The 15,608-nt window shown below is 75.7% G+C and carries 15 protein-coding genes; 10 read left to right on the forward strand and 5 right to left on the reverse strand.

All coding sequences use genetic code 11. The features are described 5' to 3' along the window. The 7 genes from ABL57_RS00665 to ABL57_RS00695 form a co-directional block, all read left to right on the forward strand. Positions 1-801 (forward strand): HAD-IIIA family hydrolase (locus tag ABL57_RS00665; RefSeq protein ID WP_047801529.1); only part of this gene is annotated, 801 nt, incomplete at its 5' end. Positions 802-803: 2 nt separating this feature from the next. Next, positions 804-1,913 (forward strand): glycosyltransferase family 9 protein, encoded by a 1,110-nt coding sequence (locus ABL57_RS00670; protein ID WP_152683231.1) that lies wholly within the window; start codon positions 804-806, stop codon positions 1,911-1,913. Continuing rightward, positions 1,901-2,860 (forward strand): glycosyltransferase, encoded by a 960-nt coding sequence (locus ABL57_RS00675; protein WP_152683232.1) that lies wholly within the window; start codon positions 1,901-1,903, stop codon positions 2,858-2,860. Before ABL57_RS00670 ends, ABL57_RS00675 begins: the two co-directional genes overlap by 13 nt. Further along, a complete protein-coding gene (locus ABL57_RS22805) occupies positions 2,857-4,716 on the forward strand; it encodes a glycosyltransferase (RefSeq protein WP_082157138.1) in 1,860 nt (619 codons plus the stop codon). The genes ABL57_RS00675 and ABL57_RS22805 overlap by 4 nt, the downstream gene beginning before the upstream one ends. After that, entirely contained in the window at positions 4,713-6,119 is a 1,407-nt protein-coding gene (locus tag ABL57_RS00685; protein WP_047801531.1) for a PfkB family carbohydrate kinase, read from the forward strand. Before ABL57_RS22805 ends, ABL57_RS00685 begins: the two co-directional genes overlap by 4 nt. Further along, on the forward strand, positions 6,109-7,119 hold the full coding sequence (locus tag ABL57_RS00690; RefSeq protein WP_238985939.1) for a glycosyltransferase family 9 protein: 1,011 nt from the start codon (positions 6,109-6,111) through the stop codon (positions 7,117-7,119). The genes ABL57_RS00685 and ABL57_RS00690 overlap by 11 nt, the downstream gene beginning before the upstream one ends. Positions 7,120-7,180: 61 nt before the next feature. Continuing rightward, a complete protein-coding gene (locus ABL57_RS00695; RefSeq protein WP_047801533.1) occupies positions 7,181-8,182 on the forward strand; it encodes a UDP-glucuronic acid decarboxylase family protein in 1,002 nt (333 codons plus the stop codon). 43 nt (positions 8,183-8,225) lie between these two features. On the opposite strand, the gene ABL57_RS00700 is transcribed toward ABL57_RS00695, so the two are convergent. Together ABL57_RS00700 and ABL57_RS00705 are read right to left on the reverse strand one after the other, a co-directional pair. Next, on the reverse strand, positions 8,226-9,158 hold the full coding sequence (locus ABL57_RS00700; protein ID WP_047801534.1) for a glycosyltransferase family 2 protein: 933 nt from the start codon (positions 9,156-9,158) through the stop codon (positions 8,226-8,228). Further along, positions 9,155-10,075 carry a glycosyltransferase family 2 protein gene (locus ABL57_RS00705; RefSeq protein WP_047801535.1) on the reverse strand — a complete coding sequence of 307 codons (921 nt, stop codon included), beginning with the start codon at positions 10,073-10,075 and terminating at the stop codon, positions 9,155-9,157. The genes ABL57_RS00700 and ABL57_RS00705 overlap by 4 nt, the downstream gene beginning before the upstream one ends. 228 nt (positions 10,076-10,303) lie before the next feature. Between ABL57_RS00705 and ABL57_RS00710 the strand changes: the two genes are divergently transcribed. From ABL57_RS00710 to ABL57_RS00720, 3 genes are read left to right on the forward strand one after another with little or no spacing between them, the layout of a single operon-like run. After that, the gene (locus ABL57_RS00710; protein ID WP_047801536.1) at positions 10,304-11,923 is read left to right on the forward strand and encodes a circularly permuted type 2 ATP-grasp protein; all 1,620 of its coding nucleotides are present in this window, start codon (positions 10,304-10,306) and stop codon (positions 11,921-11,923) included. Then, complete coding sequence (locus ABL57_RS00715) at positions 11,917-12,843, forward strand: alpha-E domain-containing protein (protein ID WP_047801537.1); 927 nt, start codon at positions 11,917-11,919, stop codon at positions 12,841-12,843. Before ABL57_RS00710 ends, ABL57_RS00715 begins: the two co-directional genes overlap by 7 nt. Next, a complete protein-coding gene (locus ABL57_RS00720; RefSeq protein ID WP_047801538.1) occupies positions 12,840-13,694 on the forward strand; it encodes a transglutaminase family protein in 855 nt (284 codons plus the stop codon). Before ABL57_RS00715 ends, ABL57_RS00720 begins: the two co-directional genes overlap by 4 nt. Before the next feature lie 23 nt (positions 13,695-13,717). On the opposite strand, the gene ABL57_RS22590 is transcribed toward ABL57_RS00720, so the two are convergent. From ABL57_RS22590 to ABL57_RS22120, 3 genes are all read right to left on the reverse strand, one after another. Further along, positions 13,718-13,879: a hypothetical protein gene (locus ABL57_RS22590; RefSeq protein ID WP_047801539.1), complete on the reverse strand. Its 162-nt coding sequence runs from the start codon at positions 13,877-13,879 to the stop codon at positions 13,718-13,720. A 5-nt stretch (positions 13,880-13,884) separates the two neighbouring features. Then, entirely contained in the window at positions 13,885-14,736 is an 852-nt protein-coding gene (locus tag ABL57_RS00730) for a class E sortase (protein ID WP_238985940.1), read from the reverse strand. Between the two features lie 130 nt (positions 14,737-14,866). Further along, positions 14,867-15,608 (reverse strand): hypothetical protein (locus ABL57_RS22120; protein ID WP_203225525.1); only part of this gene is annotated, 742 nt, incomplete at its 5' end.

Here is a 15,608-nt window from a genome sequence, read left to right on the forward strand (position 1 = left end):
GCGGCCCTGGGCCGGCGCTCGGGCGCCCGCACCGCGCTGGCCGCGGCCGGTGCCGGCGCCGCGGCCTGGGGCTGGCTCACCGGCCGGTTCCTGATGCTGCGCATGGGCCCGGGCCCGCGGCCCGGGGACCCCGAGTTCCTGCCCGAGCTCAGCCGCATGGCCCGCACCAGCGCCGCGATCCCCGTGGCCGCCGTGCGGCACAAGCTGCGCGGCCGGTGGCGGCACCGGGGGACCGGCCCCTGGCCGGTCCCGGTGCGGGCGGTGCTCTTCGACCGGGACGGCACCCTCGTGCACGACGTGCCCTACAACGGCGACCCGGCGAAGGTGGAGCTCGTGCCCGGCGCGGAGGAGGCCGTGGCCGCCGTGCGCGCGGCCGGACTGGCCGTGGGCGTGGTCTCCAACCAGTCCGGCATCGGCCGTGGCCTGCTCACCCGCGCCCAGGTCGACGCCGTCAACGCCCGGGTGGCCGAGCTGCTCGGCCCGTTCGACGTCTGGCAGCTGTGCCCGCACGCCCCCGAGGACCGCTGCGCGTGCCGCAAGCCGAGCCCCGGCATGGTGCTCGCCGCCGCCGCGGAGCTGGGCGTGCAGCCCGCCGAGTGCGTGCTCATCGGGGACATCGGCGCCGACGTCGAGGCCGCCCAGGCCGCCGGGGCCCGCTCCGTGCTGGTGCCCACCCCCGTGACCCGCGAGGAGGAGGTCGCCGCCGCGCCCGCGGTGGCCGCCACCCTGACCGAGGCGGTCGCCTCCGTGCTCGGCGCCCCGACCGGCCGCCCGGCGGTGCCGGCCGGGGCCCGGGGCTGAGCGTGGGCCGCATCCTCGCCGTCCGCCTCGACTCGGACGGGGACGTCCTGCTGACCGGCCCCGCGGTCCGGGCCCTGGCCCGGACCGGGAGCCCGGTGGACCTGCTGGCCTCGCCCGCCGGGGCGGCCGCTGCGCGGCTGCTGCCGGACGTGGAGCACGTCCTCGTGCACGCCGCGCCCTGGTCGGGGTTCCGGCCCCCGCCGGTGGACCCGGAGGCCACCCTCGGCCTCGTCGGGGAGCTCGCCGCGCGGGACTACGACCTCGCCGTGATCTTCACGTCCTTCCACCAGAGCCCCCTGCCCATGGCCCTGCTGGCCCGCCTCGCCGGGATTCCCCGTGTGGTGGGCACCAGTGAGGACTACCCGGGGTCCCTGCTCGACGTCCGGCACCGCCGCGCCGACCCGCCCGGCGGCGGGCACGAGGTCGAGGCGGCCGTGGAGCTCGCCGTCGCGGCCGGCGCGCCGCCGGCCGCCGGGGACCAGCTGCGCCTGGCCGTGCGCCGCCCGCTGCCCCCGCTGCCCCCGGAGCTCGCGACCGCCGTCCCGGACGGGGGACACGTGGTGCTGCACCCGGGTGCCTCCGTCCCCTCCCGCGGGCTGACCCCCGAGCACGCCGGGTCCCTCGCGGCCGGGCTCGCGGCCGCGGGGCACACCGTGGTCCTCACGGGCGGGCCGGGGGAGCGCGAGCTCACCGCGGCGACCCGGGCGGCCGCGCTGCGCACGGTGCCCGAGGGCGCCGTGCTGGACCTCGCCGGCCGCACGGACCTGGCGGGCCTGGCCGCCGTGCTCGACGCCGCGGCCTGCGTCGTCGTCGGCAACACGGGCCCGGCCCACCTCGCCGCCGCCGTGGGCACCCCGGTGGTGTCCCTCTTCTCCCCGGTGGTCCCGCCCGAGCGGTGGGCGCCCTACGGGGTGCCGGTCGTGCTGCTCGGGGACCAGACCGCGGCCTGCCGCGGCTCCCGGGCCCGCGACTGCCCCGTCCCCGGGCACCCGTGCCTGTCCGAGGTCCCGCCCGCGGCCGTGCTGGCCGCCGTCGAGGACCTCGTGCGCCGCCCCGCGGGCGCCCCCGCCCCTGTTCCCGCACCGGAAGGAGGACCCCGATGCGCGTCCTGATCTGGCACGTCCACGGCTCGTGGACGACCTCGTTCGTCCACGGCCGCCACACCTGCCTGCTGCCCGTGGTCGAGGACCGCGGCCCCGACGGCCGGGGCCGCGCCCGCACCTGGGACTGGCCCGCCTCCGCCGTGGAGCTCGCCCCGGCCGAGCTGGCCGACGCGGACATCGACGTCGTGGTGCTCCAGCGCCCGCACGAGCTCGAGCTGCTCGAGCGCTGGACCGGGCGCCGGGCCGGGACCGACCTCCCGGCCGTGTACGTGGAGCACGACACCCCCCGCGGGCCCGCCGTGGCCACCCGCCACCCGCTCGCGGAGCGCTCCGACATCCCGGTGGTGCACGTGACGCACTTCAACCGGATGATGTGGGACAACGGGCAGGCGCCCACCGAGGTCGTGGAGCACGGCGTCCTCGACCCCGGCCCGCTCTACACCGGACGCACCGCGAGCCTCGCGGCCGTGGTCAACGAACCCGTCCGGCGCGGGCGGATCGCCGGCACCGACCTGTTGACCGCCCTGGCCCGGGAGCTGCCCGTGGACGTGTACGGGATGGGCATGGACCAGCTGGCCGAGCACGCGCCGCACATGGCCGGGCGGCTGCACGAGAACTATCCTCAGGAGAAGCTGCACGGGGCCCTCGGCGAGCACCGGGCCTACTTCCACCCCTACCGGTGGACGAGCCTGGGGCTGGCGCTGCTCGAGGCCATGACCATCGGCATGCCGGTGCTCGGGCTCTCGACCACCGAGGCGCCGCGCGCCGTGCCACCGGGCGCGGGGCTGCTCTCCAACGACCTGGAGGCCCTCGCCGCGCAGGCCCGGCACTGGCTGAACGACCCCGACGCGGCGGCCGCCGCGGGCACCGCCGCCCGCGGGCACGCCCTGAGACACTACGGCCTGGACCGCTTCCTGGCGGACTGGGACCGCATCCTGGAGAAGGTGACTGCATGAGAATCGCAATGGTGTCCGAGCACGCCAGCCCCCTGGCCGCCCTCGGCGGGGTCGACGCCGGGGGACAGAACGTCTACGTGGCCGCCCTCGCCACGGGCCTGGCGCGCCGCGGCCACGAGGTCGTCGTCTACACGCGGCGCGACGCCGTGCGGCTCCCCGACGTCGTGGAGCTCGCCCCCGGCGCGCGTGTGGTGCACGTCCCGGCCGGGCCCCCGAGCCCGCTGCCCAAGGACGACCTCGCCCCGTACATGGACGAGTTCGGCCGCTGGCTCGCCCGGGACTGGGCGCGCACCGGCGCCCCCGACCTCGTGCACGCGCACTTCTGGATGTCCGGGATCGCCGCCCGCCGCGCCGCCGAGGCCCTGCAGATCCCGGTGGTGCAGACCTTCCACGCCCTCGGCGCCGTCAAGCGCCGGCACCAGGGCGCGGCGGACACCAGCCCGGCCGGCCGGCTCGCGGCGGAGAACGAGATCATCGCCGCCGCTGACCTGCTCCTGGCCACCTGCCGCGACGAGCGTGCCGAGCTGCTCGCCCTGGGCGGGGACGACTCCCGGATCGACGTGGTGCCCTGCGGGGTGGACCTGGACGCCTTCGTCCCCGCCCCGCCGCCCACGGGCCGGCGCCGGCCCCGGATCGTGGCCCTCGGCCGGCTGGTGGAGCGCAAGGGCGTCGACGTCGTCGTGCGGGCGCTGGCCGAGCTGCCCGAGGCCGAGCTCGTCGTGGCGGGCGGCCCGGACCGCGCCGACCTCGACCGCGACCCCGAGGCCCTGCGGCTGCGCGCGCTGGCCCGCGAGCTCGGCGTGGACGGCCGCCTGGAGCTGCTCGGGCGCGTGGACCACGACGACGCCGCGGCCCTGCTGGCCGGCGCGGACGTCGTGGCCTGCACCCCCTGGTACGAGCCGTTCGGGATGGTCCCCCTCGAGGCGATGGCCTGCGCCCGCCCCGTGGTCGGCACCGCCGTGGGCGGGCTGCTCGACAGCGTGGAGGACGGCGTGACGGGCCTGCACGTGCCCCCGCGCGACGTCGCCGGCACCGCCGCCGCCCTGCGCGCCCTGCTGGAGGACCCCGAGCTGGCCGCCCGGATGGGCCGCGCCGGCCGCGAGCGCGTCGAGCGGATCTTCGGCTGGGAGCGGGTCGCGGAGGAGACGGAGCGCTCCTACGCCCGGGTGCTCGAGCGCCACCGGCGGGAGCACCCGCCCCTGCGCGACCGGACCGAGCTGTGGCTGGAGACCCACGCGCACGAGCTCGCCGTCGCGGCCCGCGAGGCCGCCCGGCACGCCGACGTGGTGCACCGCTGGGGGGCCCGTCTGGCGGGGCTGCTGACCGACGGCGGGCGCGTGCTCGCCGCCGGCAACGGCGGCAGCGCCGCGGAGGCCCAGCACTTCACCGCCGAGCTCGTGGGCCGCTTCGTCGACGAGCGCCGCCCGCTCTCGGCCCTGTGCCTGTCCGCCGAGACCTCCAGCCTCACCGCGATCGCCAACGACTACGGCGCGCAGGAGGTCTTCGCCCGGCAGGTGGGCGCCCACGGCCGGGCCGGGGACGTCCTGGTCGTGCTCTCCACCAGCGGGCGCAGCCCCAACGTGCTGGCCGCCGCCGAGCGGGCGCGCGAGCAGGGGATGCACGTCTGGGCGCTCACCGGCCCGGGCCCGAACCCGCTCACCGAGCGGGCCGACGAGGTCCTCACGGTGCCCGCCGCCAGCACCTCGGTGATCCAGGAGGTGCATCTGATGCTGCTGCACGCCGTGTGCGCGGCCGTCGACGCCCGGCTGGTCCCGGCCGCGGAGGAGCCCGCGAGCGGGCACGGGCGGACCGGGGAACTCGCGGCGCGCGACGCCGTGCGGGCGGGGGTCGCATGAGCGCGGCACGCATCGTGGTGGTCGGCGACGCCCTGCTGGACCGGGACGTGGCCGGAACCTCGACCCGGCTCAGCCCCGACGCCCCGGTCCCGGTGGTGGACGTGGACGCCGTCTTCGCCAGCCCGGGCGGGGCCGGCCTGGCCGCGCTGCTGTGCGCGGAGCCCCCGGCGGTCGGGGCCGTCCCGGCCCGGGTGACGGTGACGCTGCTGGCGCCGGTGGCCGAGGACGACGCCGGCCGGCAGCTGGCCGACGCGCTCGGGGAGGTCCGCCTGGAGCGGCTCGGCCACGAGGGCGGGACCCGCACCAAGACCCGGATCCGCAGCGCGGGCCAGACCCTCGTGCGCGTGGACGAGGGCGGACCCGGCACCCCGGTGGGTGTCACGACCGCGCAGGTGGCCGCCGTCCTGGCCGGGGCCGACGCCGTCCTGGTCTCCGACTACGGGGGAGGCGTCAGCACCGACCCCGCCGTGCGCGCGGCGCTGGAGGAGCACGCCCGGACCGGCGTGGTCGTCTGGGACCCGCACCCGCGCGGCGGCGCCCCGGTGCCGGGCTGCGCGCTCGTCACCCCCAACGCCGTCGAGGCCGCGGCCGCCCTCGACGCCCCGGGCACTCCCCGGGACCTCGCCGCCGGGCTGCGCCGGCACTGGGCCGCCCGCGCGGTGGCCGTCACGGCCGGGGCGGACGGGGCGTACCTGGCCACGGCCACGGGCGTGGAGCTCGTGCCGGCGGCGCCGGTGCAGAACACCGACCCCTGCGGTGCGGGGGACCGGTTCGCCTCCGCGGCGGCGCTGGCCCTGGGCGGCGGCGCCCACGTGACCGCGGCCGTGGAGACCGCCGTGGAGGCCGCGGGCCAGTGGGTCGCCGCCGGCGGCGCGGCCACCTACCGCACCCGCCGCGCCGCGGGGGTGCACGCCCGGCCGGCCCTGCACCCGGGTGCCGAGCGGCTGCCCCGGGAGGTCCAGGAGCTGCTGAGCGAGGTGCGCGGGCGCGGCGGGACCGTGGTCGCCACCGGCGGCTGCTTCGACGTGCTGCACGCCGGGCACATCGCCTCCCTGGACGCCGCGCGGCGCCTCGGCGACGCCCTCGTGGTGCTGCTGAACGCCGACGACTCCGTGCGCCGGCTCAAGGGGCCGGGCCGGCCCGTGGTCGGCGAGGCCGACCGCGCCCGGGTGCTGAGCGCGCTGCGCAGCGTCGACGCGGTCGTGCTCTTCGACGAGGACGACCCCCGCGCCGCCCTGAACCTGCTCCGCCCCGACGTGTGGGTCAAGGGCGGGGACTACACCCCCGAGCAGCTGCCCGAGGCCGCCGACGTGCGCGGCTGGGGCGGGCGGGTCACCGTGCTGCCCTACCTCTCGGGGCGCTCCACCACGGCCATCCTGCAGCGGGCCGGCCGTGAGGGCTGAGCCGGTCGCCGTCCAGGGCCTTCCCGCGCCCGGGCGGTGCACCGTGGACCCGGCCACCATCGGGGCCGGGGACGTGCTCGTGCTGCGGGCCTTGGGCCTCGGGGACTCGCTGACCGCCGTGGCCCCGCTGCGCGGCGTGCGCCGGATGCTGCCCGACCACCGCATCGTGCTCGCCGCGCCGGAGCCCCTGGGCTCCTGGCTGACCGAGCTCGGCGTGGTCGACGGAGTGCTGCCCCAGTCCGGGCTGGTGCCGCTGCCGCGGGTGCGCGGCGGGCACGTGGCCGTGAACCTGCACGGGCGCGGCCCGCGCAGCCACGAGCTGCTGCTGGCCTCCGGGCCCGAGCGGCTCGTCGGGTTCGCCGCCCCGGAGGCCGGGCACACCGGACCGGCCTGGCGGCGGGACGAGCACGAGGTGCACCGCTGGTGCCGGCTGGTGAGCGAGGCCGGCGGCCCGTGCGGCCCGGAGGACCTGCTCCTGCGACCCCACCGCCCCGCACCCGCCGGGGCCCCCGTGCTCATCCACCCGGGCGCCGCCTCCGGCTCCCGCCGCTGGCCCGCCCCGCGCTGGCGGGAGGTCGCCCGGGCGCTCGTCGCCGACGGCCACCGGGTCGTCGTCACCGGCTCCCCGGCCGAGTCCGCGCTCGCCGCCGCCGTGGTGGACGGCGTGGACGGCGCCGAGGACCGCTGCGGCACCCTGGACCTGGCCGGGCTGGCCGCGGCCGTCGGGGAGAGCGCCGCGGTGCTGAGCACGGACACCGGCGTGGCCCACGTGGCCACCGCCCTGGCCGTGCCCTCCGTCGTGCTGTTCGGCCCGACCCCGCCCGCGTGGTGGGGCCCGGCCGTGGACCCCGGGCTGCACACGGTCCTGTGGCACGGCGACCCGTCCGCGCCCGCCTGGGGCGACCCGCACGCGGCGGAGCTCGACGAGCGCCTCGCCGCCGTCACCCCGGACGAGGTCCTGGCCGCGGCCCGCTCCCAGCTCGCCGCCGCCCGCACCTGAGACCGGCCGGCGCCGCGGCCTGCGCCGACCCCACCACCCCTTGTCGATCCAGAGGAGCACCGTGAACCCCACGCCCGACGTGACCACCCGCCCGATCCGCCGCGCCGTCGTGACCGGCGGCGCCGGCTTCCTCGGCAGCCACCTGTGCACCGAGCTGCGCCGCCGGGAGGTCGAGGTGGTCTGCCTGGACAACTTCCTGACCGGCTCCGCGGCCAACATCGAGCACCTGGTGGGCGACCCGGGGTTCCGGCTCGTCCAGTGCGACGTCACCGACTACGTGCACGTGCCCTGCGACGTGGACCTGGTCCTGCACTTCGCCTCCCCGGCCTCCCCGATCGACTACCTCAAGCTGCCCATCCACACGCTCAAGGTCGGCTCCATCGGCACCCACCACGCCCTGGGCCTGGCCAAGGACAAGGGCGCGCGGTTCGTGCTCGCCTCCACCTCCGAGGTCTACGGCGACCCGCAGGTCCACCCCCAGCCCGAGAGCTACTGGGGCCACGTCAACCCGGTCGGCCCCCGCGGGGTGTACGACGAGGCCAAGCGCTTCGCCGAGGCCCTCACGGTCGCCTACCGCGCCGAGCACGGCGTGGACACCGGGATCGTGCGGATCTTCAACACCTTCGGCCCGCGGATGCGGCCCTTCGACGGCCGGGCCATCCCCACCTTCATCCGGCAGGCCCTCGCGGGGGAGCCGCTCACCGTCGCCGGCGACGGCGAGCAGACCCGCTCCGTCTGCTACGTGTCCGACCTGGTGCGGGGCATCCTCGCCCTGGCCGGGAGCGGGCACAGCGGACCGATGAACATCGGCAACCCGCACGAGCTGTCCGTGCTGCAGATCGCCCGCGACGTCATCGCCGCCACCGGGTCCTCCTCGGCCGTGGAGTTCGTCGACCGCCCGGTCGACGACCCCAAGGTGCGCCGCCCCGACACCGCGCTGGCCACGGAGGTCCTCGGCTGGGCCCCGGAGGTGCCCTGGAGCGAGGGCCTCGGGCGCACGGTCGAGTGGTTCCGGCAGAGCGCCGCCGCCCGCCCGGTCTCCGCCGCCCCGGGTCTCGGCTGAGGCGCGCCCGGCGCAGGTGCCGGGCCCGGGCCGGGCGCCGCGCTCAGCTGACGTAGCGGCGGGCGGCGCTGCTGCGCTGGGAGTCCTCCAGGACCAGGAAGCGCCGCTCCACCCGCTCCGGGAGCGGGCGCCGCTCGCGCAGCACCCACGGCGCCCCGCGCAGCGCGTCGAGCAGGGCCAGGGCCGTCACCCGGTCCCGCGGCGCGCCGCCGACCACGTCGCGGGTGCGGCGCAGCGCGGCCCGCAGCGGCCGGCGCAGCCAGATGAACCACAGCGTGTTGCGCAGCCCGTGCCGGCGGCGCAGGTGCGGGTCCCGGACCGTCGAGGCCTGGTGGTGGACCACCACGTCGGGCAGGTGCACGAGCTCCCAGCCGGCGGTCGCGAGGTCCGCGGCCAGCAGCTCCTCCTCCCCGCCGAGCCACAGCCGCTCGCTGAAGCCGCCGACCTCCTGGAAGGCCGTGCGGCGCACCACGGAGGCACCTGCGAGGAAGCTGCCCAGCGCCGGGCCCGGCAGCCAGTCGGGGCCCTGCACGGGGGAGTACAGCAGCTCCGCGTTGATCGCGTCCTCCCGGGCGCCGGGCTCCACCAGGATCCGGCCGGTGACCACGCCCAGGCGCGGATGGGCCGCCAGCGCGTCGGCGGCCCGGCGCAGGGACCCCGGCTCCCACCAGGTGTCGTCGTCGCAGAAGGCCACGAACGGGGTCCGCACCCGCTCCATGGCCACGTTGCGGCCCACCGCGCCGAGGTTCACCGGGCTCGCCACCAGCTCCGCCCAGGGGTGCTGCTCGCGGATCGCGTCGGCGGTCCCGTCCTGCGAGCCGTTGTCGACCACCACCACGTGCGGGCGCTCGGGCAGCTCGTGCAGCCGTGCCAGCGCCAGCAGCGCCTCGTCCCGGCGGTTGTAGGTGATCATCACCACCGCCACGCGCTCGTCGGGGTCGGGGCCGGTCGCGGGGGTGGGGGCGGTCTCGGTCACGGGCTGTCCTCCGGGGCGGTGGAATCGGTGGCGGTCGGGTCGGTGCGGTGCGGGTCGGTGGTGGCCGGGGCGTGCAGCAGCGCCAGCGCGGCCTCGGTGGCGGGGGAGGTGCGGCGGCGGGCCCGCAGGGCGGCCGGGACCCGGGGCAGGGCCCCCAGCACGCCGCGGCGCCCCGGGCGCCCGGCGCGCAGGGCGTCCCGCAGCTCCCGGCCCACGGCGCGCCAGGGCCGGCGCATCAGCGCGGTGAGCACGCGGCTGCGCACGAGCTCGGTCCGGCGGCGGTCGCTGGTCTCCCGGTGCGGGGAGGGGTGGTGGTGGGCCCGGATCTCCGGGACGTAGGCCAGCCGCCAGCCGGCGTCGAAGAGGTCCAGGGCCACGCGCTCCTCCTCGCCGGGGAAGCGCACGACGTCGTCGAAGCCGCCGACCTCCAGGAACGCCGAGCGGCGCACGATCGCCCCGCACCCCACGAAGCCGAGCAGCGCGGGGCCCGGGCACCCCGGGGGGATGCCCAGCGGGGACGCCGCCAGCACGGCGTTGAGGGGGTCGGGACGCTCCTCGGGTCCCACGGCGATCGACCCGGCGAGCAGGCCGAGCCGGGGATGGGCGTCGAACACGGCGGACGCGCGGGCGAGCGCGCCGGGGGCCCACCAGGAGTCGTCGTCGGCGAAGGCCACGTAGGGGGTGCGGGCCAGGCGCACGCCCACGGTGCGGGCCACCGCGCCGACGTTGCGCGGCAGGGGCACGACCTGCACGTGCGGGTGCGCCGCGCGCACCGCCTCGACGGAGCCGTCCGTGGAGGCGTTGTCGACGACGATCACGGGCCCCTCGTGCCGTCCCAGGTGCTCGACGAGCTCCTCCCGCCGGTTGCGGGTGGCCACGACCACGGTGACGCGGTGCTGGGGGTCCGGGGCGTCCATCGGTTCCTCTCCGCTCGGGCCCGCCGCGCCCGGCGTCCGGGGCGGCGGCGCGTCCGCGTCGGGCGGGCGCGCCATCCCATCGTAGGGGTACGTCCTGCCGGGTCCCCCGGTGCGGCGCGTGACAGAATCGGAAGCACGTCCGGCATCCCGGTTACCACTGCGAAATACGGCGCGTCCATACTGCGGGTACAGACCGCCACGATCCCGAAAGGCGTGTGATCGCCCGACATGCCCGACCTGTTCGACCACTACGCCGCCGACATGTCCGGCGCGGCGGCCTACGACGAGATGTTCACCGGGGACCAGCGGTCCCGGCCCGGCTACGAGCAGGTCGGCGGCGTGCTGGGCGAGCTGTCGCTCAGCGACGTCAACACGCGCGCCGACTCGATGGCCCGGTCCTTCCTCGACCGCGGCGTGACCTTCGACTTCGCCGGGGAGGAGCGGCCCTTCCCCCTGGACATCGTCCCGCGCGTGCTCACCGCCGAGGAGTGGGACGTCATCGAGCGGGGCGTGAAGCAGCGGGTCCGGGCGCTGGAGTGCTTCCTCGACGACGTCTACGGGGAGCAGCGGGTGGTCGCCGACGGCATCGTGCCGCGGGCGCTGATCACCTCCTCCGCGCACTTCCACCGCGCGGTGTGGGGCTTCCGGCCGCCGGGCGGGGTGCGGATCCACGTGGCGGGCATCGACGTGGTGCGCGACCAGCAGGGGGTGTTCCGGGTGCTCGAGGACAACGTGCGCGTGCCCTCCGGGGTCTCCTACGTGATCGAGAACCGGCGGGCCATGGCCAAGGGCCTGCCCGAGGCGTTCATGTCCCAGCCCATCCGTGCGGTGGAGGCCTATCCCCGGCACCTCTACCGGGCGCTGCGCGCCACCGCCCCCGAGGCGGCCGAGGACCCGGTGGTCGTGGTGCTCACCCCGGGCGTGTTCAACTCCGCCTACTTCGAGCACACCCTGCTGGCCGGGCTGATGGGCGTGGAGCTCGTGGAGGGCCGCGACCTCGTGGTGCGCGGGGACAAGGTCTACATGCGCACGACCGACGGCGAGCAGCGCGTGGACGTGATCTACAAGCGCATCGACGACGACTTCGTGGACCCCCTGCACTTCCGCTCCGACTCCGCGCTGGGCTGCTCCGGGCTGGTCAACGCGGCCCGGGCCGGCAACGTGACCATCGCCAACGCCATCGGCAACGGCGTGGCCGACGACAAGCTGACCTACTCCTACGTGCCCGAGCTGATCCGCTACTACCTCGACGAGGAGCCGGTGCTGCCCAACGTGGACACCTACCGGCTGGAGGAGGACGAGGCCCGCGCCTACGTCCTGGACCACCTGGACGAGCTCGTGGTCAAGCCCGTGGACGGCTCCGGCGGCAAGGGCCTGGTGATCGGCCCCCAGGCCACCGCGGCCGAGCTCGAGGAGCTGCGGGCCAAGGTGCTCGCCGACCCGCGCGGCTGGATCGCCCAGCCCGTGCTCCAGCTGTCCACCGTGCCGACGTTCGCGGACGGGGAGTTCAGCCCCCGCCACGTGGACCTGCGCCCCTTCGCGGTGAACAGCGGCGAGGACGTGTACGTGCTGCCCGGCGGGCTGACCCGCGTGGCGATGCAGAAGGGGTCGCTGATCGTGAACTCCTCCCAGGGCGGCGGCTCGAAGGACACCTGGGTGCTGGGCCAGCCCCAGACCCAGGACCTCGACCCGGGCCAGGCGCCGCCGCCGGACGTGGACTCCTCGGTGCACACCTGGCCGGTGTCCGCGTCCTGGCAGGACGAGGCGGACAGCGACCAGCAGCAGCAGCAGCAGCAGGGGCGGGCCGCCGCCCCCACGACCCGCCCCGAGAAGGAGTCCTCATGCTGAGCCGGATCGCCGAGTCCCTGTTCTGGATCGGGCGCTACGTCGAGCGCGCCGACGGCGTCGCCCGGATCCTGGACGTCCACCTCGAGCGCATCACCCAGTTGCCCGTGGGCGAGCAGGAGGCCGAGGTGCGGCGCATCATGGCGGTCATGGGCGTGGAACCCGCCGACGGGGGCTACAGCGTCCGGTCGATGATCCACGAGCTCGCCTGGAACAGGGACTGCCTGACCTCGATCTCGGGCTCCCTGCACGCGGCCCGGGAGAACGCCCGCCGTGCCCGGGAGACCGTCTCCTCGGCCATGTGGGAGTCGCTGAACTCCACCTACTACGGCCTGGGCCAGCACCGCCGGGACGTGGTCGGGACCTTCCGCGTCTGCCACTGGACCGTGGAGCGGATGGCGACCGTGCGCGGGCAGGTGCAGATGACCATGTCCCACGACGAGTCGTGGATGTTCCTGTCCCTCGGCGCCGCGATCGAGCGGGCGGACATGACCTCGCGACTGCTGTGGACCCGCTCCACGTCCACCTCGGGCATGTCCTGGGTGTCGATCCTGCACTGCGCCGGGGCCTACGAGGCGTTCCTGCGCACCCGCTACGGGACGTTCAGCGACGAGTCGGCCACGCAGTTCCTGCTGCTGGACCGGCTCTTCCCGCGCTCCATCCTGCACGCCCTCACCACGGCCGAGGAGATCCTCGTGAACCTGGAGCCGGGCATCCAGCGGGTCGGGTTCAAGGACGACGCCCGGCGGATCATCGGCGAGGCGCGCACGGCCCTGGAGTTCCACCACGCGGAGGACCTCATCGCGGTGCTGCCCGAGCACCTGAACAACGTCCAGGCCGCGTGCGCGAGGGCGTCGGAGTCCGTGGGCGCCAAGTACTTCTCGCACGCCCTCGAGGCGTCCTGGTTCGGAGGCATGCTGTGACCCGGCTCAAGATCGACCACGTCACCCGTTACGACTACAACGACAGCGTCTCGAAGTCCTACAACGAGGCCCGGATGACGCCCATCACCGACGACGAGCAGATCGTCCTGGAGGCGGAGCTGACACTGAGCCCGGGCATCGCCACGGTCAGCAACTACCGGGACTACTGGGGCACCCGGGTGGCCGCCTTCGACATCCAGGGCCGGCACCGCCACCTGGAGATCCGCTCCTCCGCCACCGTCGAGGTCAACCGCCGCCCCGGGGACGAGGCCGCCGACGGCCTCAGCTGGGAGGAGCTGGCCGTGCCCGAGGTGCTGGACGCGGTGTCCGACCACGTCCCGCAGACCCCGCTGACGCGGATCGGGCCCGAGCTGGAGCGGGTCGCCGAGGAGATCCGCAAGGAGTCCGCGGATCCGGCCGCCGCGGCAGCGGCGATCTTCGCGGGGATCGCCACGCACATGCAGTACGTCCCGGGCGTCACCGGGGTGCACACCGACGCGGAGGCCGCCTGGCGGGAGGCGAAGGGCGTCTGCCAGGACCTCGCGCACGTGGCCATCGGGATGATGCGGCACATCGGGATCCCCGCCCGCTACGTCTCCGGCTATCTGCACCCGGACTACGAGGCCGGCATCGGACGAACCGTGCCGGGGGAGTCCCACGCCTGGGTCGAGTGGTGGAACGACCGGTGGTACGCCTACGACCCGACCAACCACACCCGGCTGACCGACTTCCACGTCACGGTCGCCCGCGGCCGCGACTACACCGACGTCACCCCGCTCAAGGGCATGGTCACCGGCGGGGGCGGAACGTCGGGGTTGCAGGTGACGGTAGAGGTCACGCAGACCGCGTGAAGCGTCCGCGCGGTGCCGGGGGCTCATTCTGCGACGGTGACCTGCACGCCGGAGGGGAAGTGGAGAGCCGCCCAGGGGAAGACCACCTCCATCAGGAGGAGGACCGCACCAGCGATCAAGACGATCGACGTGAGGACCCGGACCCACAAGGGGCCGGGCAGATGGGCGAAGATCCAGGCATACATGGGCGTCAGCTCCTGCCTTCGACGGCGGCAACGGTGTCGGCGATGTCGGCGGGCGGGCCGGCGGCGACCGGGCGCCAGGATTCGAGGACGGCGTAGGCGATGATGCGCTCGGTGCTCCCGAAGCGCGGGTGGCAGCTGGTCAGGGTGAGCAGGGACTCCGTCGGCTGCGCACTCGGGGAATCGGGCACCGGAGCGAGAACCCTCGTCTCCGTCGGACGCACAATCTCGCTGTCGCGGAAGACGTACGTGTAATAGCCCTCGGCCGTGCGGACATGAATCCTGTCCCCGGGGAGCAGTGTGTGGATCAGGTCCAGCACCTTGCCGTTGGTCTGCCGGTGCCCGGCCACAGCGAAGTTGCCGACCTCGCCCGGCATGGCGGTGGACGTGTAGTGGCCCAGCCCCAGGGTGTCCAGCACGTCGTTGCCCGTGCCTTCTATGAGGGGCCGGGCGTAGTCCGCGCCGAACCTGGGCACGTAGACGATACCCAGGGGCTGCCCGTATGCCGGCGCCTCCGCGATCGGCACCCGGTCGCCATCGATCCCGGTGTTCGCTTCCGGTACCGGGCGGCCCGAGCTGTGAGTCGGAGCGCCGCTGCTGTCGTCGGAGTCCTCGGGGCCGGCGGCCACGTCCCCGGCAGGACTGCTCAGTTCCTGGGCGATCTGGGTCACTGCCTCTCGGTGGGCCGCATCCGCGTCGATGTTCGTCCACCACAGCTGCCCAACCACGAAGAGGACGAGCAGGACGCCGAAGGTGATCAGCAGCTCCCCGCATCCGCGCAGGAACCATCCACGTTGCGGCGTTCGTCCGGACTTCGGTGGACGGGGCGTATCCGCAGGAAGTTCCCGGATCTGCACCATGCTCTCCGCGCTCATCTTCGTCTCATACTCCTCGGCTGTGCTCCACGGCGGTGAACCATGGGTCGAACGGCCGAGGGGTGTCCCCGCAGACTGGCCCCGCGGAGACACCCCTCGCATCCACTCAGTGGTTTCAGGCCACCCGGCGGCGGAGCAGCGCGCCGACGCCCATCAGCAGCAGGCCCATGCCGGCGGCGGCGAGCACACCGGCGCTCACCCCGGTGTCCGCGAGCATCTCCTGCTCGCCGGCCACGACGGGAGCCTCATCGGCCGTCTCCACCACGGTGGTGTCCACGCTCACCGGCACGACCTCCCTGTCTACCTGAACCGGCGCTCCCGTCGGAGCCTCCACCACGGTGGTGTCCACGCTCACCGGCACGACCTCCCTGTCTACCTGAACCGGCGCCCCCGTCGGAGCCTCATCGTCGGGCTTGTCCTCGTCGGGCTTGTCCTCGTCGGGCTTGTCCTCGTCGGGCTTGTCCTCGTCGGGCTTGTCCTCGTCGCAGGGCTCCTCGTCGCGGTCCCTGCCGTCGCGGTCGTAGCCGTCGCGGTCGTAGCCGTCGCGGTCGTAGCCGTCGCGGTCGTAGCCGTCGCGGTCGTAGCCCTTGTGGTCGTAGCCCTCTCGGTCGTAGCCGTCTCGGTCGTAGCCGTCTCGGTCGTAGCCCTTGTGGTCGTAGCCCTCTCGGTCGTAGCCCTTGTGGTCGTAACCCTTGCGGTCATAACCGTCGCGGTCGTAACCGTCGCGGTCGTAACCCTTGCGGTCATAACCGTCGCGGTCGCCGCCGCGGTCCTTGTCCTCGTCGCGGTCGCCGCCGTGGTCCTTGTCCTCGCCGCGGTCGCCGCCGTGGTCCTTGTCCTCGCCGCGGTCGCCGCCG

Source organism: Kocuria sp. SM24M-10 (genome assembly GCF_001027955.1).
GTDB lineage: Bacteria > Actinomycetota > Actinomycetes > Actinomycetales > Micrococcaceae > Kocuria > Kocuria oceani.

Coding starts and splice junctions, on each gene's coding strand:
- ABL57_RS00730 (WP_238985940.1), bottom strand. CDS start 14,736: ATGGTGCAGATCCGGGAACTTCCTGCGGATACGCCCCGTCCACCGAAG.
- ABL57_RS00710 (WP_047801536.1), top strand. CDS start 10,304: ATGCCCGACCTGTTCGACCACTACGCCGCCGACATGTCCGGCGCGGCG.
- ABL57_RS22590 (WP_047801539.1), bottom strand. CDS start 13,879: ATGTATGCCTGGATCTTCGCCCATCTGCCCGGCCCCTTGTGGGTCCGG.
- ABL57_RS00705 (WP_047801535.1), bottom strand. CDS start 10,075: ATGGACGCCCCGGACCCCCAGCACCGCGTCACCGTGGTCGTGGCCACC.
- ABL57_RS00715 (WP_047801537.1), top strand. CDS start 11,917: ATGCTGAGCCGGATCGCCGAGTCCCTGTTCTGGATCGGGCGCTACGTC.
- ABL57_RS22805 (WP_082157138.1), top strand. CDS start 2,857: ATGAGAATCGCAATGGTGTCCGAGCACGCCAGCCCCCTGGCCGCCCTC.
- ABL57_RS00675 (WP_152683232.1), top strand. CDS start 1,901: ATGCGCGTCCTGATCTGGCACGTCCACGGCTCGTGGACGACCTCGTTC.
- ABL57_RS00685 (WP_047801531.1), top strand. CDS start 4,713: ATGAGCGCGGCACGCATCGTGGTGGTCGGCGACGCCCTGCTGGACCGG.